This is a genomic window from Syntrophomonas curvata, assembly GCF_052976825.1.
On the sequence record NZ_CM129641.1, the window covers coordinates 742,541 to 767,208 of the forward strand.

The following is a 24,668-nucleotide window of genomic DNA, read 5'->3' on the forward strand; positions in this document are numbered from 1 at the left end:
CGTGTCGGTTTTAAGGTGCACCGAACAATTCAAGGTATTCCCCGTACCCCTCTTCCTCCAAGCGCTCAAGAGGGATGAAGCGCAGGCTGGCGGAATTAATGCAGTAGCGCTGGCCGGTGGGCAGAGGTCCGTCGTCAAAGACATGACCAAGGTGGGAATCGCCTTTCCGGCTCCGAACTTCGATGCGGGTCATGCCGTGGCCGGCATCTGGTTTTTTGACTATTTTCCCCTCGTTAATTGGGCGGGTGAAGCTAGGCCAGCCGCAGCCGGAGTCGTATTTGTCCCGCGAACTGAACAGGGGTTCACCGGAGGCAATATCCACATAAATACCTTCCTCTTTATGATCCCAATATTCGTTACGAAACGGTGGTTCGGTAGCATTATTCTGAGTGACGTCAAACTGCAACTTGGTGAGTCGGTGCTGCAGGGCTTCACGGTCCTTTAAATTGGCTGTCATATCCTTTTTCGTCCAGTGTTCCTTAATAAATGCATCCCGTCCCGAACCCAGCCGGTATAGTTCATAGCGCTGCGGGTTCTTGCGGTAGTAGTCCTGGTGATAATCTTCCGCCGGGTAAAAAGGGGCAGCGGGCAGAATAGTCGTCATAATAGGGCGCGGGAAGCGCCGGCTGGCATCCAGAGTCTTTTTAGAGGCTTCAGCCTGCTGGCGCTGGCTTTCGTTATGATAAAAAATAGCTGTGGTATACGAATGCCCCCGGTCATGAAATTGTCCTCCGGCATCGGTAGGGTCAATCGAGCGCCAGAAAACATCCAGAAGCTCGGTATAGTTTACCCGTTCAGGGTCAAATCTGACCTCAACCGCCTCATAATGGCCGGTTTTCCCTTCGCATACTTCTGCATACGTAGGGTTTTCTGTCATCCCTCCGGTATACCCCGAGGCCACATCCAGCACACCGTCGAGCTGCACAAAAGGTGCTACCATGCACCAGAAGCAGCCACCGGCAAAGGTAGCCAGCTCATATTTTCCTTTAGCTGCATCAGTCATAATAATACCTCTATCTGTGCTCTATTTTTGCTCCCAGTAGGCTTCGGCTTCCTTCTCCATCTTCTCCAGGCGGGTATAGTAGTCCGGAAACTCATTCAGGTGGGCCAGGGCTATTTTACCCGTAGTTAAGGCATCATCGTCGGTTACATTGGTGTGCGCGTCCTGCAGGCCGTGCTCCAGCTCGACGTCCATGCCCATACGGAACTGCTCGACATCGAACTTGCTCCAATCTATCCCCAGTTGTTCACCGATGGTCCTGGCCTCCTCAGCGGTAAAATGCTTTTTTGCCGTCATTTCATTCTCTCCTTTCATGGCGCCCGGCAATCGGATTTTATGGTTAAACCGAACCAATCTGACTATATTATAACCGTCCGCATTGTTTTGTAATAAATTTTCTGCTCAAATGCATGCTTTTAGTTTTGCTTAAATTAGCTCACATATGTCGGAGAGCTCTGATTATTTTCGATTCCGGCAGGCAAATCGAAAGGCGTTTGTTTATCAGGTTAAATGAATAATAAATGCAGAAAACACGGTTGACATTATATCTTATTATATTTAGAGTTATGTCAGGTAATGTATAGTTTTGTTTGATTTTGCTTGAGCTTAGTAAATTCTTGGTAGCCCTATATCCCAATCTTGTTTCCAAATAAATTTACAGGAGGCTGACGAATATGGTTAGTGTTCCGCAGGAAGCGGTTTCTATCCGACCGGTCGGGGTAGTTGTTTCCGATTTTAAAAAAGTAAGCCGGGAGTATGATTATAGTAATGAAAGCATGATTTATATGCGGGAAGATCTTAGCGACGCCCTGATCGGGATTGAGTATTTTTCCCATATCCATATTATCTACTACCAGCACCGGCGGAAAGACTGGTTTGAATTGATAGGAATGGGACGGGAAGATGAGGCTCCTCTGACCATGCCGTTTGCCAGTGAACCGACCTGTCAGGGAATATACTCCACCCGCAACCCGGCCCGCCCTTCCGGCATAGGGTCCTGTGTGGTTGAACTCATAAGACGGGACCAGAACCGCCTTTTTGTGAAAGGGCTGGACGCCATTGACGGAACTCCGATTCTGGACATAAAGATATACATACCTCACTTTGATGCCTTCCCCTTGGCCGAAACCCCTTTGAATTGGTGCCGGGGAAATGAACTGATAACAACTTCCCGTGCTTTCCACTGGGATACCATCAATGTTGGGCTTACCCTGGGACTAAGGACTGGAGCCAGGGCGTTGCAGGTTTTGGGCATCGGTCGGGGGGAAGCGGTGCAAGCGGAAGTTGTGGGAGGACATTTCTTTGCCCAGGGGATAGAAGCGGTTACCGGATGCAGCACTCTGCGGGGCAATATGAGCTTTAAAGAGCTCAAGAGTTCAACCGGGGAATGGAAGTTAAGACTGGTAAGTCAGGATAAAGAGGTGGAAATCAAGCTTAACGATAATCTCTACTCGGGGGCGGGTGAAGTTCTGGAACTGAAGGAAGACACATTATTTGCCTCGGTGGTAAAAGGCTAGAATATATTGATTGTGAGGAAATCCCATGGCCCATGCGTTAGCAGTATTTTCATCGCTTAATTTGGTAAACCGTATGAAAAGCCGGTTAAATCAGGGTAACGATTATTTTGCCATGATTCGCGCTCCTCAGTGTATAGCGGTTGGGGGGTGCAGCTTTGCCCTCCGCTTTGAGGACAGCAAGCTGCCGCTGGTGCAGCACACAGCCCAGGAATTAGGGATTGCCATCATTGGCATGTACGTAGAAGAAGACCGGGCAAACGGCAACAAAGTATATATTCCGATCGAGTAAGCAGCGAGGCGTTTTTAAAATGATATATCTGGATAATGCCGCTACCTCGTGGCCCAAGCCTGATGCAGTGGGTGAGGCTATGGTTGCCTGCATTAAAAATTACGGGGCCAACCCGGGGCGAAGCGGCCACCGCCTGGCGATGCAGGCCGGCGAGAAAATATATGAATGCCGGGAGAATCTCGCCCGGCTGTTCGGGATTGGCGACCCTTTGCGGATAGCTTTCACGGCCAATGCTACCGAAGCCATCAATCTGGCTGTTAAAGGGCTGCTGGCAGCGGGCGACCATGTGCTTATCAGCAGCATGGAGCATAACGCGGTGGTTCGTCCCCTGAAAAAACTGGAGAGCCGGGGAGTGGAGCTTTCGATTGTAAAAGCCGACCCAGGTGGGCGGGTCGACCTTAAGGATATTGAAAAAAGCATCAAACCGAATACCAGACTATTGATTGTTACCCACGCATCGAATGTAACCGGAACGGTCAATGACGTGCAGTCAATCGGCTCCCTGGCGCGAGCGCATAAAATCATCTTTATGGTGGACGCGGCGCAGACAGCCGGAAAATATCCGGTGGATGTTGAACTCATGAATATCGACCTGCTGGCTTTTCCGGGACATAAAGGCTTGTTGGGACCCCAGGGTACCGGAGGATTGTATGTGCGGGAAGGGTTGACGCTGGATACCTTGAAGGAAGGCGGCACGGGCAGTGTTTCCGAAAGTCTGGAACAGCCGGACTTTTTGCCCGATCGCTATGAGAGCGGCACACTAAACACCCCTGGGATTGCCGGTTTAAATGAAGGGGTAAAATATATCCTTGACACCGGTATCGATAACATCCGACAGCATGAAAAACAGCTGGAAGAGCAGATGCTGAAGGGACTCGGTCAAATCCCTGGAGTAAAGGCATACGGGAGCAATAATCCTGAACTTGGCGTCATATCCATCACCATCGACGGCAGGGACTGCAACGAGGTAGGCAATGAATTGGATGATAAATATGGCATCGCTGTCCGGGGAGGCCTGCACTGCGCCTTCCTGGCCCATGAAACCATGGGAACCCAAAACACAGGCACCGTCAGGTTCAGTATCGGGCCTTTCAACACCACCGGGGATATTGAGCAGGCAATAACAGCGGTCAAAACTATTGCCGGGGCTTGAGCCCCTGGGGTTGATCGAGTAAAAATAAGCCGGGAATAGCCCGTTGGCCTATCCCCGGTGTTTCTTCTGCCCTCGTCCTTGGGGCTTACGCCTTTTTGTCAAAAGACGGTTGCGCTTCTCTTGCGATCTAGCTGGAATACCTTCGCCTCTTAAATCTCCAAACAAATAGCAGCCCCGGGAGAACGCACCCGGTACTGATAGCAATACAAGCTTTTTGGGCGGGTGCAAGCCGGTTGAGGGAATTCCTGCTCCCGAAGGGGTCATTGTCTCTGTTCCCGGGGGGAGGGTTGCCGGCCCGGTCCCGACCGCCGTCTTGCCCCGGCATGCCGGGAGGCATGTTTTTCATTCTCTCAATCATGCTGTCGTCCAGGCCCAGTTCCCTGAGCCGGGCTGTCTGCTCAGCCGACAATTCGCTGCCATTGGCATCCTGCATTATTTCCCTGGCCTTCATCATGATTTCCGGGCCGGGCCTATTGCCGCCCGGGAACCCCCCAGGCCTTTCACCGGCGATATTACTGCCAGGTTCTCCGGCACCGGGTAAAGCTCCCGGTTCTCCATCACGATTATTATTGTTATGCGGGCTTCCGCCGCCAAAGGCTCCCGGCTCCTGCCCCTTGTCAGGACTGTTTCCGCCAGGCAGGGCGACTCCGCCTTGCTGCGGGGGACTCCCGGCGGGGCGTTTGCCGCCTCTGCCTCCCATGCCGCCCAGTGCGCTTAAATCAATACTGCCGGCATCGATATTCTGAGCTGTGTTATTGCTTTGCTCGGCGGCAGTGGCCGGCTGCTTTCCTGATAATTGGGCACTTATACTCTGGCCCCGCAGCTTGGCGAATTCCACCAGGACCGGCAGCGATTTCTCATATTCGGCGTAGGCGGTGAAAGCGGTGGCATCATTTTTTACCGAGCTGTTAATCAAGCGGTCAACCTTTTGTACCGTATCTTCGAAGGCGCCGCTGTTCACATAGTCTTCTACCAGCTGGTTCAGGTATTTATGGTACAGCTCCTTATACTTCGGTACTTCGAGCAATTTGCCGATTAAAGGCCGCTCGCTCAGATTGGCTGTTGTCGGCGTATCTATGGGATGGTTAACCGCCTTATCAGCATCATTTATCTCATGTCCGGCAAAGGCCAGGTTGAAGTCCCAGGGTAAAATGGTGCATACCCCGTTTTCTTCATATAGATAATAATTATGTTTCAGGGTACCGGTATAGCTGTCAAAGTTGACCAGAAAGGTATTGACGGCAAAATAGCGCAAGATGGAGTCTACATCCAAGTAGTTCTCCAGATCGGCGCCATTATTCAGATGCTCGATCATGGTGATGATCTTCTTGAAATCACTGTCGGCAACATCGTAAGCGGCCATCTTTCTTATACCGGAATAGTTGGCGGCACTTTCCCCGGTCCATTTCAAATCAGAGCCGGCGCCCTCCGGGCGATACAGGTGTCCAGCCAGACTGCCGTAATTGCGCTTGACAAAGCTCTCCTCCATGGCTTCCACTGCCAGGTACAACCCCCAGGGTTTTCCGTTCACCGAAATATCGGCATAAGCGTATTCAGGTGTAACTACCCCCATAAAGGCAAACATGTCATAGGCCAGGTATTCCTTCATATAGGTTTTGTCCATAATGATGTTGTTTAAGGCCAGTTTATTCAGGCCAAAACAGGTTTGCCCCTCGATATAGGCGTCAAAATCGACCTTGAAGCTGAAGCGGTCACTGGTATCATCCTGGGCCACCGTTCTCAGGCTGGAATTGCCTTTGGGCCTGATCCCCACATTATTAAAAGTGGCGCCGTTTACCGTTATATCACAGCTCCGGTATTCTTCTCTGGTTGCATTCTCAATAATCCAATCAAAATCATCCTGCTCCATGTCAATATTAATCTCGATGATTTTGTCTTTATCAAAAAGCTTGCTGACATACTCCGGTTCGGCGGTACTGCCTGATTCCGGAGGGGATAGCGCCAGGAATGCCGTCCCCAGAACCGCAGCTATCATCAATAAGACGATAAAGATATTAAGGTGTTTATTCGTTATCATGTGATTTCACCGCCGCTTAAGACATGTATTCGCCGTTGTAGCTTACCAGTACCGCATGATTTACTCCGGCAATACGGCTGATTTCGTTGACGAATCTGGTGGACATATCCTTTAGCCTGATTTCAACCGTCAGTTCCACCCCGCTGGCGGCGGCAACCGTCTTTGATTTCACCACATGCTTTTTAACGCTTTGCTTGATATAATCCAGAACATCTTTTTCACTGTCATCACCATCGCATTTTATTACCAGTATATAAGGGTTGTCGGTGCTCTTTTGGTTGACAAACAAAACCATGACTATACCGATGAACAAGGAGCCGAACACCGCCAGCGGGATCAGCCCGGCGCCCAGTACTATACCGATACTGATGGCCCAAAACAAGAAGGCAATATCAATCGGCTCTTTGATGGCGGAGCGGAATCTCACGATGGATAAGGCGCCGACCATGCCCAGGGAGAGGATGACATTGGAGCTGATGGCCATTATGATCAAGGTTGTGATTAGGGTCAGGGCCAGCAGGGAAACGCCGAAACTGGCGGAATACATGACTCCCTTGAAGGTCTTTTTATAGACCATAAAGATAAAAAGCCCTAATACGAAGGCCAGCCCCAGGGCGATAGCCATGTCCAGCATGGAAAAGGACGTCACCTTATCCAGGAAGTTGGATTTGAAAATGTCGTTGAATGTAAACTGATTGCTTGGATTCACCTTTATTACCTCCGTTCTGAATTTTTAGCCGTACGTCCGGCAGGCGGCGTACTTGGAAATCGAGCTGCTGCGACGCTGATTGGTCTGGATAATGTCCCGTATCAGTTCGGGCAGAAACTCGTCAAATTTGACTTCCAATATAATCTGACCGTTGCCGGTCATAGTCATGGTGGGCAGATCCGGGTCGAGAAAATTACGGGAGAAAAGGCCGCTTTGCAGATGGCGGTCAAAGGTTATTCGCACATTGCCGGGTTCATAGATATAGGCTTCGCGAGAATAATCGACCACGGTTTTGGGGCGTAAAAGCTGATGCTTCATTTTGGCATAGAGCTCCCGGAGCAAAGCGTTGCCGGAAGAGAAAAACCAGTCAATATCACCCCGCAGCAGTTTTTCGGCTTGTTCCCGGCTTAGCAGGGCTTTTTCCTTGCAGCATAATCCGTTTACTTTGCTTTTCTTCTCCAGGCGTATCAAGGACGGATCATGGTTATAAAAACGCAGGCGGAATTTTTCCCGGCGGCTGATGCCGTTGACTTTATCCAGCAAGGCCTTGTTTTCAGGGGTGTCAAAATACAAGCTGCGTACCTGGTAGGTCCCGTCACTTCCGGCAAAGCCGTCCAGGCGGGCAATATGCTTCAGCCTGCCCTGCAGGGTATAATAATCCGAAATATTGATAAAGTGTTTGATTTCGTGCCTGAATTTGGGCTTATCCATGGGAATCACCTCCTTATTGTGAAAACGGTATATATCCATCATAAAATACCTGCCTTAAATGAATCTTAAACTTAAAGATGTTTTTAAGGTTGGCATGATAATATAAAGATGTAGTAGATGACCGTAAAAGGCAGGGATTAATATGAGATTGTTGCTGGTTGAAGATGAAAGGCAGCTTGCTGAAGCCCTGACCGAGCTTCTTATTAAGAACAAATACACGGTGGATGCTGTTTATGACGGAGAGACCGGACTCGATTATGCCCTGACGGGAATATATGATGTAATTCTGTTGGATATTATGCTGCCGCGGCTGAACGGATTAAAACTGCTGCGGCAGCTGCGGTCGAGCGGGATTTCTACCCCAACCATATTGCTGACGGCCAAAGGGGAGCTGGAAGATAAAGTTACCGGTCTTGACGACGGGGCGGATGATTATCTGGTGAAGCCCTTTGCGGCGCCGGAATTACTGGCCCGCATCAGGGCGCTTGCCCGGCGCAAGGGGGAAATGATTGTTGATGATACCTTGAATTTTGCCGATTTCCGGCTTAATCTGTCCTCATATGAGCTGGAAGGGCCAAGCGACAGCGTAAGGCTTACCTTAAAGGAATTCGAGATATTGAGATATTTCCTGTACCGCCCCCATCGTGCGGTAAGCAAGGATGAGCTGATTGAAAAGGTCTGGGGCTTTGATTCCGAGGCTGATTACAACAATATCGAAGTATACATCTCCTTTTTGCGCAAGAAACTGGCCCATATCGGTTCCCGGGCAGCTATAACAACCTTGAGGGGAATCGGGTACAAGTTGGAGGAGTAAATCGTGTTTGATAAGCTGAAACGAAAATTTGTAATGATCAATATGGCGCTGCTGACCATTGTTTTTGTGGCTATATTCTCGGTTATTTACATGTTGACCGCAATAGCGGGAGACCGCCAGGCCGAGTTTGCCTTAAACACCATAATGTTCGCCCCGCCCCGCCCTTTTCCGGATAATCCGGTGGCGGCAAACAGCATGGTGGCTGAGCTGGATAAAGAAAATAATATCGTAAAAACGTTCTCATTTATGAATATAAACCAAGACATTATTGCCCGGGCTGTGCGTCAGGCGGGCAAAACCGAAGCCGTATCCGGCAAAATACGGATTGATGAGACCCGATATGCCTTCTTGAAACAAAAGACTCCCTACGGCGCCAAAATCGTATTTGTAGACCGGACCCCGCAGCATCGCACCCTCATGAATATGCTGCTGATATTTTTGGCGGTGGGGGGGATCAGCCTGATACTGCTTTTTATAATCAGTGTCTATTTTGCCAACAAATCCATTGAGCCTATCCAGGAGGTGTTTGAAAAACAAAAGCAGTTTATTGCTGATGCTTCCCATGAGCTCAGGACTCCGCTTACGGTGATAAAGACGAATCTGGCGCTGATTGCGGCCAACAGTGAAGCAACCGTGAAAAGCCAGGCCCGCTGGATAGGATATATATCTTCCCAGACGGACAGAATGTCCGGCCTGGTTGACGACATGCTGGCTCTGGCCCGGGTTGATTATATGGAAACCGGGCCGATGTTTTCCGGTTTTGATTTAAGCCAGATGCTAAACAGCACGCTCCTGTCCTTCGAAGCTATTCTGTTTGAAAGCCATATAACCCTGGAGCCCCGTATCCAACCGGAGGTTTCCCTTAATGGGGACAAGGAGGGCATCAAAAAGGTCATCGACATCTTAATCGATAATGCCGTAAAGAACACCCCGGTAAACGGGAAGGTTGCCGTATCACTGACGGGTGCTGACAATAAAATCAAGCTGCGGATTACCAATACCGGCCCGGGTATTGCGGCCGCAGACCTGGAAAAAATATTCGAGCGTTTTTATCGGGCGGATACCGCGCGATCCCGGGAAAACGGCGGCTATGGCTTGGGCTTGGCTATTGCCAAAGCCATCGTAGAACAACACCGGGGAAGAATTTACGCTACCAGCAATCCCGGGGCAGATACAGCTTTTGTGGTGGAATTACCGGCTGGATAGAGTCAGGGGATGGGCTCGGGAAAGGACATTGCCAGTAAGTAAAGTAACTTGAGGCAACTGATGGTATGTATGAGGTAGTGAGCTTGCAAGAGCGGGATTCTATATTAACCGGCTGGCCAGCAGAAAATCTCTATCAGCCAGGAGGGTTTCCCTGGGTTCATAACGGATTAATTCTCCATTTTGCATCACTATTATCCGATCGGCGATGACGGCCGTCTTGATATCGTGCTCTACGGCAATTATGGTTTTGCCCTGAGAACGCAGTTTTTCCAAGGCCCGGGCTACTTTTTTTCGACCGGCATGATCAAGCTGGGACAGAACCTCGTCCAGAACTAGTACCGGTGGGTCAAGAGTCAAGACCGAAGCCAAGGCCACCAAATGTTTCTCCCCGCCCGAAAGCTGATGAGGATTAACCTCTATCAAGGATCCGATTCCCAGCAAGTCAACCGCATAATCTACCCTTTCCCGGATATGAATCGGGGAGAGGCACATGTTTTCTGGAGCAAAAGCGATCTCGTCTTCCACCGTGGGAGAAAAAAGCTGGGTATCAGGATCCTGAAAGACCATGCCTACCTCCTCGGCCAGACAAGCAACTCCGGAGTCCCTGGTATTTTTGCCGTTAATCAGCACTTTTCCTTCCATTATCCCGCCCCGGCAATTGGGTATAATTCCGCTCAAACAATAGCAAAGGGTGCTTTTTCCGCAGCCGCTTAAGCCCGTCAAAACTACTATTTCACCCCGTGCTATATCAAAAGAAAGCTTTTTTAATATTGCTAACCCTTCTGCCTGATATCTATAACTCAAGTTTTCAACTACTACAGCTTTCATTAAGATTATCTCCTTCACAAAATATTTGTCATAAATAGACGCGAAGCGTCATTTTTATGTTAGTTTATGATTGGTTTAGTTTAATTTGGCTTGGGGATCTCAAAAAGCGCATGTTTATAGGAAAATGATAAATAATTTGTCGCTTATATTTCGTAAAATCCCGTATTTATGGGATTTGATGATAAAGAACAAACGACAATATTGTCAAACCATGGTTGACATTATAGCATATAACAATTAGATTTATGTTAAGATATTTATGGTTTAGTTAGGTTATGTTGGTAAATGGGTATATTTTCCGTATGTGTGCTGATTATAAGCCGTTTTGCCTGGTACACGGTTAAGAAGAGTGGAATTAGCCAAAGCATGCTATCCGACCAGATAATTCTTTCATAGTACTTATCTGCTGACATATATAAAGCAACCTTACTGATCTGGGTTCGAACCGGCACAGAAATAGGGGAGGTGTAAAAATTAAATCGTAACGTACGGTATTTAAGGCTATTACAGGAGGGAGAAGAAAAGTGCAGTTGATAAAATTCGGATTTAAGTCCAATAGAAAAGCCGGGTTATTTATAATGGCGATTTTTATATTCATATTCAGCCTTGCAGGGATGGTGCAATCAGGTACAGCCGTGGCCAAGACGGAGTATAGCGACCCGGCCGCTTCGCTTACAGTTGTACTCAATGATAACGGAGAAGTTTTTGAATTAGCAACTTATACTATTCCGGAGCTTGCGGGCATGTCCCAGGTGCAGCGGGAATACTCTTCCATAGACAGGATGCCGGCCCCGGTCTTCACTGCCGGCAAGGGTTTGGATCTGGGAGCTTTCCTGAGCAGTCAGGGTATAGATCTGAATTCCATAACCCATTGCAGATTTTATGCTACCGATAATGTGGTAAAGAGACTGGACCGAAATGTACTGCTTGACCGAACCGGCTACTATTTCCCTAAAATAGTAGAATGTTGGGATACTGACTGGGATGGGAATACCAATTCCTATATTGATGTCCCAAAGGTAAGCGCGGGAGCCGTTCCAGTCAAACCGATGCTGGCCATAACCTCTTCTCAGGGCCGCTGGCTGGAGAGGCCCGATTGGAGCAATCTGGACGGCTCAACTTGTCTGAGATTATGCTTGGGGCAGGCTGCTCCCGAAGAGTGCATCACCATGAACTTCGTCCGGTGGGTATATAAAATTGAAGTATTCGGCAAACTGCAGCCGGGAACGGGAGGTTCCGCGGTTGCCCCCCGGGTGACACTGGGCAAGCCGACGGCAAGCCAAACCTATCAAGTGGGTGACACGGTAGAAATCACCGGAACGGTTGAAAGAATGTCATCGGTTACGTTAACCGTTACCGATCCCGATAACCATGTTGTATATACTGCCTTCGATATTGAAGTCAAGGACGGCAAGTTTGCCGAGGAATTTCCCCTGGGGCCGGATACCGTAACTGGAAACTACACTATCGAGGTAGGACCGAAAGCGGGATCGAGCCTGGGCTGCAAACAGACCTTCAAGGTGACTGCGGCATCAGCCCCGGTGGCTAATATCGTTCTGACCACTCCCGAGGCGGGTTATGCCGTACAAGCAGGGAATAAAGTCAAGATTAGCGGATCCGTCACTGGCCTGACCAGTACAAAACTGGAGATCGTCGGCCCCGGCGGAAAAACCGTTTATACCGGCACTATTGATAAAAGCGGTGATTTTACCAAGGAATTTACCTTGGCAGCCGATGCCCCACTTGGCGACTATACCATTCAAATCAATGGACCCGGAATGAAGCAGAATTATTCCCGCGTCTTCAAGGCCACGAAAACAATAGCAAACAGCGCTTCAGATGTTCCGGTAAAAAGTGTTCCCGAAATCACACCAGTATCTGTTAACCAACCTGGGACAGCTAACCCAGCCAATCCCTTAAAAGATATAAGCAATCACTGGGCGGCGGATAGGATTAAAGATCTGATCGCCCGGGGAGCTATCAAGGGATATCCCGACGGCAACTTCCGGCCTGATGCCACCATTACCCGGGCGGAATATACCACTGCCGTGGTAAAAGCATTTAATCTGGCTGCGGCCAATGGCAAGCACTTTGCCGATACCAGCGGACACTGGGCCCGGGATTATGTTGCCGTTGCCACTGCCGCAGGAATTGTGGGCGGTTACAATGACGATTCCTTTGCTCCCGATGAGCCCATAACCCGGCAGCAGATGGCGTCCATGGCGGTAAAGGCAGCCCGACTTGCTCCCTCCGCAGCCTCAAATCAATTCAGCGATAATGACAGCATTGCCGACTGGGCTCGGGAGGCCGTTGCTACCGCGGTGAACAACCAGATCATAAAAGGTTACCCCGATAACACCTTTAAACCGGGTGGTAAAGCCACCAGGGCGGAGGCGGCCGCAGTTATTGTAAACGCCTTGAGCCTCCTGAAATAGCAGGTGCCAGGCCATGCGGGAAACGACCGGGAGTAATAAAGCGCAAAAACTATTGCAATGGGGTATCTTGCTGCTGGTAGTGCTGGTGGCCGTATGTTCTTTCTTAAACCGCGGCCAGGATAATTTGCAGGAAGGGCAGTTGTTGATCAAAGCCGGCGATGACCGGCTGGCTCTGCTGACTATTGCCGACCTGCGGCAGCTGCCGGCGGTAGAAAAGAAAATGGTGATCAACTCGTCTCGCGGCCAAAGCGAACACCTCTTTACCTGTACCGAACTCAGGGGAATTCTCGACCGTATTGACCCTGAGCTTACCTCGCGCTATGCCCGGATCATGACCCGCGGAATCGACAATTATACCTCGGGCCTGGAGATGAGAGAAGTATTGCGGCCGGATAATGTCTATATCGCTTATGCCGACGGTGGCGAACCTTTGAAAACCAAGACCGGACAGGAAGGCAGTATGCGAGTCATTATCAGGTCTGATGAATTCGGTCAGCGGTTTACCAATTTTCTGGTAAGCCTGGAAATGGAATAGGAAAAAGGCGGGTTTTATTAGATGCGTACAATGGTAAACAAACTGATCCCGGTTTTACTGATCTTTACTGTAATACTGACCTTGGCCGGCTGCGGGGAAAAAACGGAAACCGCCGGCGATCCGGCTGCTGAAGATGGGCAGAAAATTGTCATTACGGGATTGACGGACAGTGATTATCCCATTACCGTAGGGGAATTGAAAAAGCTCCCGGCGGTTACTAAAAAAGCCCGGGCCACCCGATCCAACGGTGAAGTCGTCAAGGTTAAAGCAACCGGATGTTTGCTGGAAGACCTGCTGCAGCAACAGGGAAAAACGGTAAAAGACTACAACACCATTCGCTTTTCGGCCCGGGACGGCTATTCCATCGCAGTTCCGCCCGATATTCTGAAAAATCGCTCCATTATCCTGGCCTACCGGATTGACGGTAAATCTCCGGATGAGGAAAATCGGCCGGTGCGGGTGGTGATTCCGGGCGAAAGAGCCATGTACTGGGTACGGATGCTGGAAAGGATCGACCTGGAGACCGGAGCTGAACAGACGCCGGTCAAAAAGGTGGTATTCCTGGAGACAGCCGTAAAGACATTGCCGCAAGAAGAGCTAAAGGATTTTGACAGCACCGACAAGGCGGTTAAGACTAAAGATTTGATCAACGCCTATGCCGGGGGCGATAAGAGTCAAAACGCCTTTATCACAGCCGGCGACGGCTTGCACAAGAACGAAACGGAATCCAATTTTCTGAGCGCCTATATCAAAATAACAGGTAAAGAAGCGCCGAAATTCCTGGCGCCCCACTTGCCCCAGGGCATGCATATACGGGATGTGCTCTGCATCAATTATGGCGCAACCAGCTTTCTGGCTTATTCCCAGGGGAAAAAAGCATTGCCCCCGCAGACGCTGGAGGGACAAAGCGGAATCGCCCTATCAGATGTCATCAAACAAACCGGCCTGAGCCGCGCGGCCCGATACAGGTTCAGCAGCCTTGACGGTCAAAGTCTGGAAGTGGCAGTTGATGAGCTGGGGAATGGTTTAATCCATGAAAATGCCCAGGGAAATCCGGCCTTTTATTGTCCCGGTACGGCAGATAAGAGCATGGATAACCTGCTCGCGATTGAATGCCTGGAATAACAGCGAGACAGAAGGAGTTAGAGCAGTGAACGGAAGAAATCGGCTTCTGGCCATGAGCTTGGGCTTGCTGGGTTTTATTATCGGGAGCCTGGCCTTTGGAGTTTTCCGGCAGACTCCCGGCTATATTCCTCCTCTGAAAATAGTGGGGGATGTTGCCCGGGTGATAAAGCTGGAAGACCCGCAGCAGCTGGGCAAACTGCAGACAATAAGCTTTGACGGGCACAAGTACCGGGCTATTAAACTGACCGATATCATCACCGCCGCCCAACCCATAGCGATACCGGAGCAGATATACCTGGTCGGCAGCGACGGCTTTACTTCCTCACTTCCGGCCCAGGGACTGGAAAAATCCTATATTGCCTTTACGGCTCAAAACGGTTGGGAAGCGATCAACCTCAACCATCCGGTTAACAGCAATGCCAAAATGCTTAAAGAAATTGTTATCGTCTCGGGTGAAAGCTCACCCCATTTCGGGATAACGGTCATCGATTCGGAAAAGGAGCTGGCCCGCATCACTCCGGGACAGCTCTATACCCGTACCCTGCTGCAATACCCTTATCCTGAAGGCCAGGCTGCGATTAAAAACCAGGGGAAAAACTACACCGCTTCGGTCTATACCCAGCGCCGGGTTTTCCGGCTGGCGGACTTAACTCCGGTTCAGGATGGAGCAATACTGCTGCTGATGGGGGCCGACGGAGAATATCGTTATCTGGAAAACCGAGGTTATTTCGAGCTGAAAGAAAACTATATCAATTACCTGGATCTGGACGAACGCAGCCGGACGGAAAAAATAGCCGGGGTCATAGTAAATCCCCCTCCGGCCAGTATCATGGATACCTACTATGATGCCCGGCACTATCTGGAAAATGGCCAGAAAGTGCTGGTGGTAGTGGGAAATGGTTTGACCTATAGCCGTTATATCCAGGCTCTCGAAAAAGGGCGGCTGTCCTTTCTGAAAAACGCAGCCCCGGCAGTGAAGGCAGCCGGGGTATATCCGCGGGGAAAAAACATATGGCTGGCAGCGATGATAACCGGAAAAGCACCGCAGGAGAATGGGGTTATCAGCTCCCGGGATCAGGACCTGAAAGCACCCTCATTGTTTGCTCTGACCGAGCAATTGCAAAAACCGGCTTTATTATTACACTCCGGGCCGAAATTGCTGAACCCGGAAACAGAACCGCAAGTGGTAAAGGATAAAAATGGTGATAAAACGGCCGACGATGAAATCTATGGCATGACTCTGGAGAAGCTGGAGCAGGGATATGATTTCATAATGCTCGGCTTTGACGATATTACCGCCGGCAAGACCGATAAGTATCTGCAGGAAATAGTAAACCAATGGTCGGGTAAGGTCATTATTACCGGCACTCCGGAAAATACCGCTCAGGATTTCACCTGTGATTCCATGTTCGTACCTTATTTATGTCTCAAGTAGGAATATATTTTTCCCTGACAGCCTTGATAAAGAACGGGAGGTGAGTCAGATAAAGCCCTCTATCAAGTTGCCGATCAAAGAAAATGGGCCGGGATGCAGACGCAGCCCGGGAAAGTATATAACGATGGCCGCCCTATACATATTTACATTGACAGCGCTGCTGGTTATTGCCGGCGGCCTGATTACACCCCTGATGGTACAGGCGGAGGAACCCCCCCTGTATATAATTGACGCCAATAACCGGTTAATCATGGCTGATCCGCCGCCGATCGCCGTAGAAGGCGGTATCCTGGTGCCGATATCCGCTCTGGCTGATACCTTGCAGGGCAAGGTGGTCTGGGACGCCGAGCAGCAAACCGTTACCCTGACCAAGAACCGGGATACGATCCGCATGCGGGTAGACAGCAACCAGGCCAGGATGAACGGGCAGGAATTGGTCCTGGACGCCCCGGTCCGCAACATTGACGACCGCATCTACGTTCCCTTCGCAGCGGTGGCCGAAGCCATGGGGGCAAAGCTGGAATGGGACGGGGAGATAAAGACCGTCAAGCTGCTTCCCGGCATGGGGAACGTGGCCCAGGAGAGATCTTCCCCCACCAGAGACGGGGTACCGTCACTGACCTTGACGGTTAAGGCGGGATATTTCGGTACCCCCTACAATACCCAAAAAGTTTTTACCTTCAGCGATTTGGAGGCCATGGCCGATGTCTACCAGGCCTATACCTTTATTGACAGTATGCCGGCAGTAGTTCTGGATTCGGCTCAAGGGGTAAAACTGACCGATATCCTGGAGGCTTCCGGGATTGATATCAACTCCATAGACAAGCTCTATTTCTATACCACTGACGTTAATAAAGGCTGGTATCAAAGCTTATCCAAATCTTTCTTATTGGATACCAGACGTTATTACTATCCCAACTTGCCTACCCATTGGGATTACGATGAGGAAAAAGCTCGGCCCGGAGCTGAAGGAGGAGCGATAGCGGTAGATCCCATCATAGCCGTTCGGGATTATTGGAAACGCTTCGCCACTGCTCCCGATTTCAGCCAGATGGTTGAGAGCAACGGTTTCAGGCTGGTATTCGGACAGAGTGATACCAGCACCGTTACCGCTGTGCGCTCGGCCAAATGGATACGAGAAATATCCGTAATGCTGATGGGCAAGTCCCCTGACCGGGTGACCCTTGACCGATATACGGCCCAGGCTCCGGTGGGCAGCAGCCTGCAGCTGGAAGCCACGGTAGGCCCCTCTGATGCGGCCGACAAAAGGGTTACCTGGAGTTCCAGCAACCCGGCGGTAGCCGTCGTAGATGACAAGGGACGGGTATCGGTTATTGCTCCGGGTACGGCTGCCATTACCGTAACCACGGCAGTAGGCGGGTATACCGTCAGTTGCGTTATAAATGACCCGGGCCCGGCGGCCGGCAGTCAGAAAAATGGAGCCGGGGAAAGCGGGGCGGACAATGAAAAGGCGGCCGCCGGGCAGCAGCGGCTGGCTAAAAAAGGCGCCGCCGTTGTCTCCCGGCTGCCCGGCAGAATATACGAGATGTCAGCCGACATCGTGCCCCTGCAGCCGCATAACGAGCACGGCGATGTAAACAGGCCGGCAGCGGCGGCAGCATTCATCCTTTTTCTCCTGGGGGCAGGCAGAAAATACACTGATTATACGGAGGAGGTAGCCCAGTGATATTTGCCGTATTAGAACCGCTGCGGGAAACCATGCATACCGTTTCCTACAGTTTATTGGCGCCAACCATTATTGCTCTGTTGCTGTTGGCCGCTTTTATGGTGTTTGAATTGGGAGGTTTATTGGTAGAAATATTTACCGAACGGCGTAAGGCGAAAACCAACCTGTCTGAATTGATGGAATCTTTTCAGGAGAAAGAGGCTGAGGAAATTAAGACCGTAATTGATAACAGCAACTTGTTTCGGCGCCAAAAGCTGGCTTTGCAGGAGCTGCTGCAGCACAGCGATTTGCCCGCCGCCTCTCTGCAGGCGCTGGCCCGACGTTTACTGACCAATGAAGAACTCCACTATTTCAAGATAACCAACCGCACTGATATAGTAGCTCGCCTGGGGCCCATGCTGGGTTTGATGGCTACCTTGATTCCCCTGGGACCTGGTCTGATCGCCCTCGGTCAGGGTGATACCAAAACCCTGGCCGATTGCCTGCTTACCGCCTTTGACGCTACGGTAACCGGTTTGGCGGCGGCGGCGATCGCCTATGCCGTTTCCCGTCTGCGCAAAAGGTGGTATGAGGACTATCTGAGTTCCCTGGAGGCTTTACTGGAGAGCTTGTTGGAGGTGTTGGGTTGAACCGGAGATTACGGAACAGCAGAAGGTTAAGAACACTGGATGAGGAGGTCAGCCCCCTCGAAGGTGCTGTTAATATTGTGGATGCCATGCTGGTATTTGCCTGCGGGCTGATGCTGGCCCTGGTCATTCGCTGGAATGTTGACCTGGCCCAGTTCGGGGAAAGCATCAACGTCACCCAGGGAAAGGAAGTGACAGATGATGCCGATATCCGCAACGACCTGGTAGAAACCGAGGGAGAGGGCCAGCTCTACCAAAAAATGGGGACAGTATACAAAGACCCCGATACCGGAAAGTTGTTTATGCTTACCGATGAATGAGGCACTGTTGAAGCTTATTTCTTTCGGAAAGGGCTTGAGGGGAGGAGATAATCATTACATTGCCTTATTACCGGGCAGTGTCTGCAGAGCTCAAATAAATCCCAGCAGACACTGACCTTAGACCTATTTAAGCGATAAATAAGGAGGGTTTTAAATGCGGTTGATGAATGGGGGATTAAAGACTTCCGGCAGGAAACTTATGGCCTGTCTGGTGGCCTTGATCATGCTTTTCAGCGGCATGGGGCTGGGCAGCCCCGGTTCGGCCTGGGCCAAGACGGATGAGAGCCAGCCGGCCCAATCTTTGATTGTCAACATTCTCAATCCCGACGGCACCACCACTCCGGTGCATGAATATGTGTACTCGGAATTGGAGCCTTTGGAAGAGACTGAATACTACGCCACTATTGATGCCATGCCCACAGGCGTGGGCACCAAGGCCAAGGGGGTCAAAATCGGCGGCCTTATAACAGACGCCCAAAAGTATAATCCCGATATCAAATGGGAATCAGGCCGGAAATTAGTGTTTTATGTCACGGATGCTCCGGGTTATCCTTATCAGGGAAACAACTACTATACTTATAATTTTTTATACGGGCAAGAGCGTTATTATTTCCCGAATCTGGTTGAGACCTATGACCCGGAATACGGCAGGGAAGCTATTGATCTTACCGGATCCGTGCCGGTAGAGCCCATGCTGGCTTCATCGTCCTATCAGGAAAGAGGGGCGACGGATGCCATCCTTAAGAATGAAGCCAGTCCCGTGGCAATGGAAGGCAGGGAGTCTTTCCGATTCTGCATGGGCATTACCGAAGCGGAAGCCAGAGATGAAAATTTCTCCAGCACCAATAAATTTGGCCGCTGGATATACCGGATGGATGTCGGTCCGGTGAACGGTCCCAAACTAAAGGCTGATACAACCGGCAATGAAGTGGGCCAGCCGATCGAGATCACCTTTACGGATAACTCCGCCTGGCGGGCGGCCATCAACAGCGTCAAGGTAAACGACAGTGCGCTGACCGGGGAGCAATACGCAGTAGCTGCTGGGAAAATCACCATCAACCCCGGTGTATTTGCCGGAGCCGGCGAATACACGGTGACTGTGGAGGCTTCGGGTTTTATGAACTCCACTGTTAAGCAGGCCATAACCCAAAGCACAAGCACCTGCACCGTAGCTTTTAGCGCAGGAGAGAACGGCTCATTGACGGCAGCAGTTGATAATGTAGCCATCAACTCCGGCGATGCAGTGGAAGCCGGTAAAACGGTAGTATTTACAGCAACACCGGCCGAAGGCTACCAGGTAAAACAATGGACGGTGGCTGGTCAAGCTGTAGCCGGTAACAAGACTAACACATTAAACATAGAAAACCTTGCCGCAGACACAACCGTAACCGTGGAATTCGAAGCTGTACCGGCAGCCACCTACACTGTAACGGTGGACAACACCATCAGCGGCGGTAGCGTTGCAGTAAATCCGGTCCAAGGAAGCACGGGTACGGCCATTACCGTAACCGTGACGCCCGACAGCGGCAAGCGGCTGGTAGCGGACAGCCTTAAATACACCGCCGACAACGGCAGCACCTATTCACCCATTACCGCCACCGAGGAGGTATACAGCTTTACTCTCCCGGCGGCAAATGTAACCGTGACTGCCCGGTTTGAGAATATCGGCAGCGGAGCCAGCGTCTGGGACGGATCGGTTGATGTCTCCTGGTACAACCCTACCGACACCGTATTTTACATCGACACCCCGGCTAAGCTGGCCGGCCTGGCAGCGATTGTCAACGGCCATGTAGACGCTAGCGTAACTCCGGATAAGATTATCGGCACATTCACTCCATCAGCCAACTATTGGACCGGAATAGATGACTTCGGCGGCAAAACCGTTTGCCTGACAGCCGATCTGGACATGGGCGGTGTCTACGACAGCGCGAGCGGTACCTGGAGCGGTCCCAACTATACTCCTGTCGGCGGCCAGTGGCCCACGGATGTCAATGATCCCGGCACCGCCTTAAGCACCTCCTTCAACGGTACTCTTGATGGTCAGGGCCATATCGTCAAAAACATCTATTGCAATCGCTACTGCAGTGCAGACTACAAGGCCAGCCAGTCCATCGGCCTAATCGGCCGCCTCGGTTGCCACGACAGCGATGCTCCATCAATGTGGGCCGATAACCCTACCGTCCGCAATGTTGCCGTCACCGGCTATATCTATGGCAGACGCAGCATTGGCGGGATTGTAGGCAAAATCGGCAAAACCAATAAAGGCGGCATCATTGAAAACTGTGCCAACTTTGCTACAGTCCGAAATACTGATTCCAAGGGTATCGGAGGTATTGTCGGTGCAGGATGGAATGGCGGCTATATCAAGAACTGTTATAATGCCGGCAGTATAAGCTCGACCTACAATTGCCCGAGCGGCGGTATCAGCGGCAGTAACGAGATTAATATCTACAACTGCTTCAATGTGGGTACCGTTGCAGCGAAAAGCGATAGCTTTGCCATGGGAATCGGCAGCAATAATGGCGGTGACCAAACGGTAAGCAATTGTTATTGGCTGACTGGATCCGCTCCCGGTGGCGGATATTATCAGGGAGGCAGTAATATAAGCGTTACCGAAGTAACTGCTGAACAGATGAAGTCAGCCGAGTTCCTGGCCGGCCTTAACGGCCCGGGCTGTGCCTTTGTGGCGGATACCACGCCTAATATCAACAGTGGCTACCCCGTCCTGGCTTGGCAGAACCCGGGTGCCGCCCCCGCTACTTATGCCGTAAATTTCAGTGTAACCGGAGGTAACGGGACCATAGCAGCAACAGTTAATGGTGTAGCCATTTGCTCTGGCGATGCCATAGTAGCGGGCAAAGATGTGGTATTTACAGCAACACCGGCCGAAGGCTATCAAGTAAAGCAATGGACGGCGGCCGGCCAAGCTGTAGCCGATAACAAGACTAACACATTAAACGTAGAGAACCTTGCCGCAAATACAACCGTAACCGTGGAATTCGAAGCTGTACCGGCAGCAACCTACAGCGTCACGGTGGATAACAGCATCAGTGATGGTAGTGTTGCGGTAGAGCCAGCCCAGGGGAATGAGGGTACGACCGTCATCGTAGCCGTAACGCCGGATGCTGGCAAGCGGATGGTAACGGGCAGCCTTAAATACACGACCGACGGCGGAGTGAGCTATACTGAGATTACCGCCACCGAGGGCGTATACGGCTTTGCTCTCCCGGCGGCAAACGTTATCGTGACTGCAAAGTTTGAGAATATTCCCGCCGCGACTTATAGTATCACCAAAGCAGAGGTTCCCGACGGCATTTGGACGGTAAGTCCCGACAAGACATTGGCGGCAGCGGGTGAAACCGTGACCGTCACGGTATCCGACACAACAGTCACTTCCTGGGCCACCGGCCTTATCGTGACAGGCGATTCCGGTGCGGCCTATGACTTTACCACCGTAACCGCTGCTACCGGCAACGCCAGCGGCAAGAACGGAGCCGGTGTATATAGCTTTGTCATGCCGTCTGAACCTGTAACCATAAGTTTTACCGCCGACTATACCCCCTTGGATATTTATATCCAGGTGGGCGCTGGAGAGGAAAACCTGGTACACTCTTATACCAGAGCGGAAATGTTGGGATTGGCAGAAGAAAATACAGAAGACGTTTATTATTCATTCTGGGACAATTATCCTGCCCCCTGCGTTGGCAAGGCCATTCAGTATGTTACTATAGCTCAGCTGGTGGAAGATGCCCAAAAATACAACTCTGCCTTGCGCTACAACAACTCGGACTGCGTCATGAGGGGGCTGAGTCTGGATGGCTGGACTCTGGACCTCACCTGGGACTATTTGATGGGTACGGATCGCAAATACTACGCGGCGCTCGGTGACCAGTACCTGGCAGAGGAAAATCGAACCGGAATAGACCGGGGGGCTATTCCCGTCCTTGCTATTACTGGCTGGGCCGGTAGGCGGGCGCAGGTTGATAACCAGTTCTATGACACCCTTAACGCCTATCGCTTCTTCTACGGCCAGTCAGAACCCGAATACGGCAACGGTGTTCTGCCGACAAAAGACGAAAGAGACGCGCGATGTACGGCCAACAATACTGCAAAGTGGGTCAACAAGCTCGTATTTGCAGTGCCCGAAGCCGCTCCCGCCACCTACCCGGTAAACTTCAGCGTAACCGGAGATAACGGAACATTAACAGCGGCAGTTGAGAGCGCAAGCATCAACTCCGGTGACGCAGTGGAAGCAGGCAAGACTATAGAATTTACAGCCACACCAGCCGCAGGCTATCAAGTAAAACAATGGACAGTGGACGGCCAGGCCGCAGCCGATAACAAAACCAACACATTAACCGCAGAAAACCTGGCTTCAGCTAAAACCGTAACCGTTGAATTCGAAGCCGTACCGACAGCAACCACTTACTATACCCTTACCTTGAGCGGAGAAGGCCTGACCTCAGACCCTGCAGCCGGTGCCGTTGCCGAGAACACTGAGGTAACCATAACCGTTACCCCGGCAGAAGGGAAACAGACGGCAACCCTTACCGTAAATGGAACAGACAAAAAAGCCGAACTGGCAGAAGGTAAATATACCTTTACCATAACTGCCGACACAACCGTAGCAGTAACCTATCAAGACATACCCAGCACCCAGGTGGCCACCCAAAACGGGAACATAGCCATAACCAATAATCCGGTAACCATAACCGTACCTCCCGGTGTTACCGACACAGGAATCTCGGTTACCCCCAATACAGCCCTGCCGGCCATAAAAATTGAGTCGGCGCAGGTTGACATGACTATTCCCCAAGGAGCCCAGGTAAGTGGTTCCGACACCATAAAACTGCCCGAAGTAAAGCCCGGCTCCAGTGTGAATGTAGCTGCTGCTCAGCAGGTAGACCTGGTCATTAAAGTTGGTTCGGACTTAGGAACTATTGCATTTACCAAACCGGTAAAACTGGTACTTAAAGGACAGGCCGCCAAATCTGCCGGATTTATCGATAGCCGGAACAACTTCAAGGAAATCAGGAAACTGGCCTCCCTGAGCGGTCTTATCCATGATGCCGATACGGATGCTGCCGCTGCGGCGCTAACCGGTGCCGGAGCAGAAGAAGGAGCAGTTGCTTCCGGCAACGACCTCATAGTCTGGACCAAACACTTTACCCAATTTATAGCCTACACACCCCAGACCGGTAGCGGTTCCGGCGGAGGCTACGTTACTCCTGCGGGTCAGACCATGGGCAGCAAAGGCGGCACCATAAAAGAAGCCGGAGCTGAAATAAGCTTCCCGGCTGATGCCGTAAGCAGTGACATCAAGATAACCGTCAAAAAACTGGGCACAGGCGTACCCTCCGTTCCTACAGGCTTAAGCCTGCTGGGCGAGGTATATGAAATCAGCAGCAATACCGACACCAAATTCCAAAAACCAGTTACCGTTACCCTGCCCTTTAACCAGGATAAAATAGATAAAGACAAATATGATGCAGGCATCTATTGCTGGAACAATAACCGGTGGGAACCCTTAAGCCAGATGAAAACCGACCTGAAGGCTAAAAAAATCAGCGGCGAAACTGAGCACTTCAGTAAATTCGCCGTCCTTATGAACGAAAAAAATACCCCTGCAGACAAGAAAAAAGAGCCGAGTCAAAACGTAATCGCACCGGCCAAACCAGCATTGACAGACATCGCCGGCCACTGGGCGGAAGCCGGTATAACCAAGCTGATAAATGCAGGAGCTATCAGCGGATACCCGGACGGAACCTTTAAGCCGGACAGCAGCATAACCCGGGCGGAATTTGCTGCAGTACTGGTCAAAGCCTTTAAATTACAGCCTAAGGGCGGCAAAACATTTAACGATACTGCCGGGCACTGGGCTAAAGACAGCATCAACACCGCAGCTGCCCACGGCATAGTGAGCGGCTACGATGCCGGCGCATTTGGCCCCGACAACCTGATAACCCGGGAACAGGTGGCGGTAATGATCGTCAGAGCGGCCAACCTGAGCGCAGGAGAAGGCAAGACCTTTACCGATGCCAACCAGATTGCCGAATGGGCGCGGACAGCAACAGCGGCCGCCAGTGGTAAGAACATAATCAGCGGCTATCCCGACGGCAGCTTCAGGCCCCAGGCCAATGCGACCCGGGCGGAAGCAGCCGCGGTTATTATTAAAATCTTGGAACTGATGTAAAAAACACGGGGTCAGGTCCTGATCCGGCCTGGCCCCTTTAAAAACTG

The 24,668-nt window shown here is 51.0% G+C and carries 19 protein-coding genes; 13 read left to right on the plus strand and 6 right to left on the minus strand.

What is annotated here, in order from left to right:
• Positions 1-10: 10 nt before the first annotated feature.
• Positions 11-1,003, minus strand: a complete 993-nt coding sequence (gene msrB, locus ACU70B_RS03145) for a peptide-methionine (R)-S-oxide reductase MsrB (RefSeq protein WP_447184902.1) — start codon at positions 1,001-1,003, stop codon at positions 11-13.
• Positions 1,004-1,024: 21 nt separating this feature from the next.
• Positions 1,025-1,297 carry a DUF5661 family protein gene (locus ACU70B_RS03150; protein WP_447184903.1) on the minus strand — a complete coding sequence of 91 codons (273 nt, stop codon included), beginning with the start codon at positions 1,295-1,297 and terminating at the stop codon, positions 1,025-1,027.
• 377 nt (positions 1,298-1,674) lie between these two features.
• Here ACU70B_RS03150 and ACU70B_RS03155 point away from each other — a divergent pair, with 377 nt between their 5' ends.
• The 3 genes from ACU70B_RS03155 to ACU70B_RS03165 are packed head-to-tail and all read left to right on the plus strand — an operon-like array spanning position 1,675 to position 3,959.
• A complete protein-coding gene (locus ACU70B_RS03155) occupies positions 1,675-2,517 on the plus strand; it encodes a TrmO family methyltransferase domain-containing protein (protein ID WP_447184904.1) in 843 nt (280 codons plus the stop codon).
• 25 nt (positions 2,518-2,542) lie between these two features.
• Complete coding sequence (locus ACU70B_RS03160; RefSeq protein ID WP_447184905.1) at positions 2,543-2,806, plus strand: putative Se/S carrier-like protein; 264 nt, start codon at positions 2,543-2,545, stop codon at positions 2,804-2,806.
• A 19-nt stretch (positions 2,807-2,825) separates the two neighbouring features.
• Entirely contained in the window at positions 2,826-3,959 is a 1,134-nt protein-coding gene (locus ACU70B_RS03165; RefSeq protein WP_447184906.1) for an aminotransferase class V-fold PLP-dependent enzyme, read from the plus strand.
• 127 nt (positions 3,960-4,086) lie between these two features.
• Here ACU70B_RS03165 and ACU70B_RS03170 read toward each other — a convergent pair whose 3' ends face one another.
• From ACU70B_RS03170 to ACU70B_RS03180, 3 genes are all read right to left on the minus strand, one after another.
• Entirely contained in the window at positions 4,087-5,997 is a 1,911-nt protein-coding gene (locus tag ACU70B_RS03170) for a CotH kinase family protein (protein WP_447184907.1), read from the minus strand.
• A gap of 16 nt (positions 5,998-6,013) precedes the next feature.
• Positions 6,014-6,631, minus strand: coding sequence for a DUF4956 domain-containing protein (locus ACU70B_RS03175; protein ID WP_447185695.1), 618 nt, complete (start codon positions 6,629-6,631; stop codon positions 6,014-6,016).
• Between the two features lie 99 nt (positions 6,632-6,730).
• Positions 6,731-7,417 (minus strand): polyphosphate polymerase domain-containing protein, encoded by a 687-nt coding sequence (locus ACU70B_RS03180; protein ID WP_447184908.1) that lies wholly within the window; start codon positions 7,415-7,417, stop codon positions 6,731-6,733.
• 142 nt (positions 7,418-7,559) lie between these two features.
• Here ACU70B_RS03180 and ACU70B_RS03185 point away from each other — a divergent pair, with 142 nt between their 5' ends.
• Positions 7,560-8,231 carry a response regulator transcription factor gene (locus tag ACU70B_RS03185; protein WP_447184909.1) on the plus strand — a complete coding sequence of 224 codons (672 nt, stop codon included), beginning with the start codon at positions 7,560-7,562 and terminating at the stop codon, positions 8,229-8,231.
• 3 nt (positions 8,232-8,234) lie between these two features.
• Complete coding sequence (locus tag ACU70B_RS03190; RefSeq protein WP_447184910.1) at positions 8,235-9,437, plus strand: sensor histidine kinase; 1,203 nt, start codon at positions 8,235-8,237, stop codon at positions 9,435-9,437.
• A gap of 99 nt (positions 9,438-9,536) precedes the next feature.
• Here the strand turns inward: ACU70B_RS03190 and ACU70B_RS03195 are convergent, their stop codons facing one another.
• Positions 9,537-10,265 (minus strand): energy-coupling factor ABC transporter ATP-binding protein, encoded by a 729-nt coding sequence (locus tag ACU70B_RS03195; protein WP_447184911.1) that lies wholly within the window; start codon positions 10,263-10,265, stop codon positions 9,537-9,539.
• A 524-nt stretch (positions 10,266-10,789) separates the two neighbouring features.
• Between ACU70B_RS03195 and ACU70B_RS03200 the strand changes: the two genes are divergently transcribed.
• From ACU70B_RS03200 to ACU70B_RS03235, 8 genes are all read left to right on the plus strand, one after another.
• On the plus strand, positions 10,790-12,700 hold the full coding sequence (locus tag ACU70B_RS03200; RefSeq protein ID WP_447184912.1) for an S-layer homology domain-containing protein: 1,911 nt from the start codon (positions 10,790-10,792) through the stop codon (positions 12,698-12,700).
• Positions 12,701-12,713: 13 nt separating this feature from the next.
• Positions 12,714-13,235: a hypothetical protein gene (locus ACU70B_RS03205; RefSeq protein WP_447184913.1), complete on the plus strand. Its 522-nt coding sequence runs from the start codon at positions 12,714-12,716 to the stop codon at positions 13,233-13,235.
• Between the two features lie 21 nt (positions 13,236-13,256).
• Positions 13,257-14,360 carry a molybdopterin-dependent oxidoreductase gene (locus ACU70B_RS03210; protein WP_447184914.1) on the plus strand — a complete coding sequence of 368 codons (1,104 nt, stop codon included), beginning with the start codon at positions 13,257-13,259 and terminating at the stop codon, positions 14,358-14,360.
• Positions 14,361-14,385: 25 nt separating this feature from the next.
• Positions 14,386-15,795 (plus strand): hypothetical protein, encoded by a 1,410-nt coding sequence (locus ACU70B_RS03215; protein WP_447184915.1) that lies wholly within the window; start codon positions 14,386-14,388, stop codon positions 15,793-15,795.
• 40 nt (positions 15,796-15,835) lie between these two features.
• The gene (locus tag ACU70B_RS03220; protein WP_447184916.1) at positions 15,836-17,482 is read left to right on the plus strand and encodes a stalk domain-containing protein; all 1,647 of its coding nucleotides are present in this window, start codon (positions 15,836-15,838) and stop codon (positions 17,480-17,482) included.
• Complete coding sequence (locus ACU70B_RS03225) at positions 17,479-18,111, plus strand: MotA/TolQ/ExbB proton channel family protein (protein ID WP_447184917.1); 633 nt, start codon at positions 17,479-17,481, stop codon at positions 18,109-18,111. Before ACU70B_RS03220 ends, ACU70B_RS03225 begins: the two co-directional genes overlap by 4 nt.
• Positions 18,108-18,428 carry a DUF2149 domain-containing protein gene (locus ACU70B_RS03230; RefSeq protein WP_447184918.1) on the plus strand — a complete coding sequence of 107 codons (321 nt, stop codon included), beginning with the start codon at positions 18,108-18,110 and terminating at the stop codon, positions 18,426-18,428. The genes ACU70B_RS03225 and ACU70B_RS03230 overlap by 4 nt, the downstream gene beginning before the upstream one ends.
• Positions 18,429-18,582: 154 nt before the next feature.
• Positions 18,583-24,621, plus strand: coding sequence for an InlB B-repeat-containing protein (locus tag ACU70B_RS03235; RefSeq protein WP_447184919.1), 6,039 nt, complete (start codon positions 18,583-18,585; stop codon positions 24,619-24,621).
• The last annotated feature ends 47 nt before the right edge of the window (positions 24,622-24,668 follow it).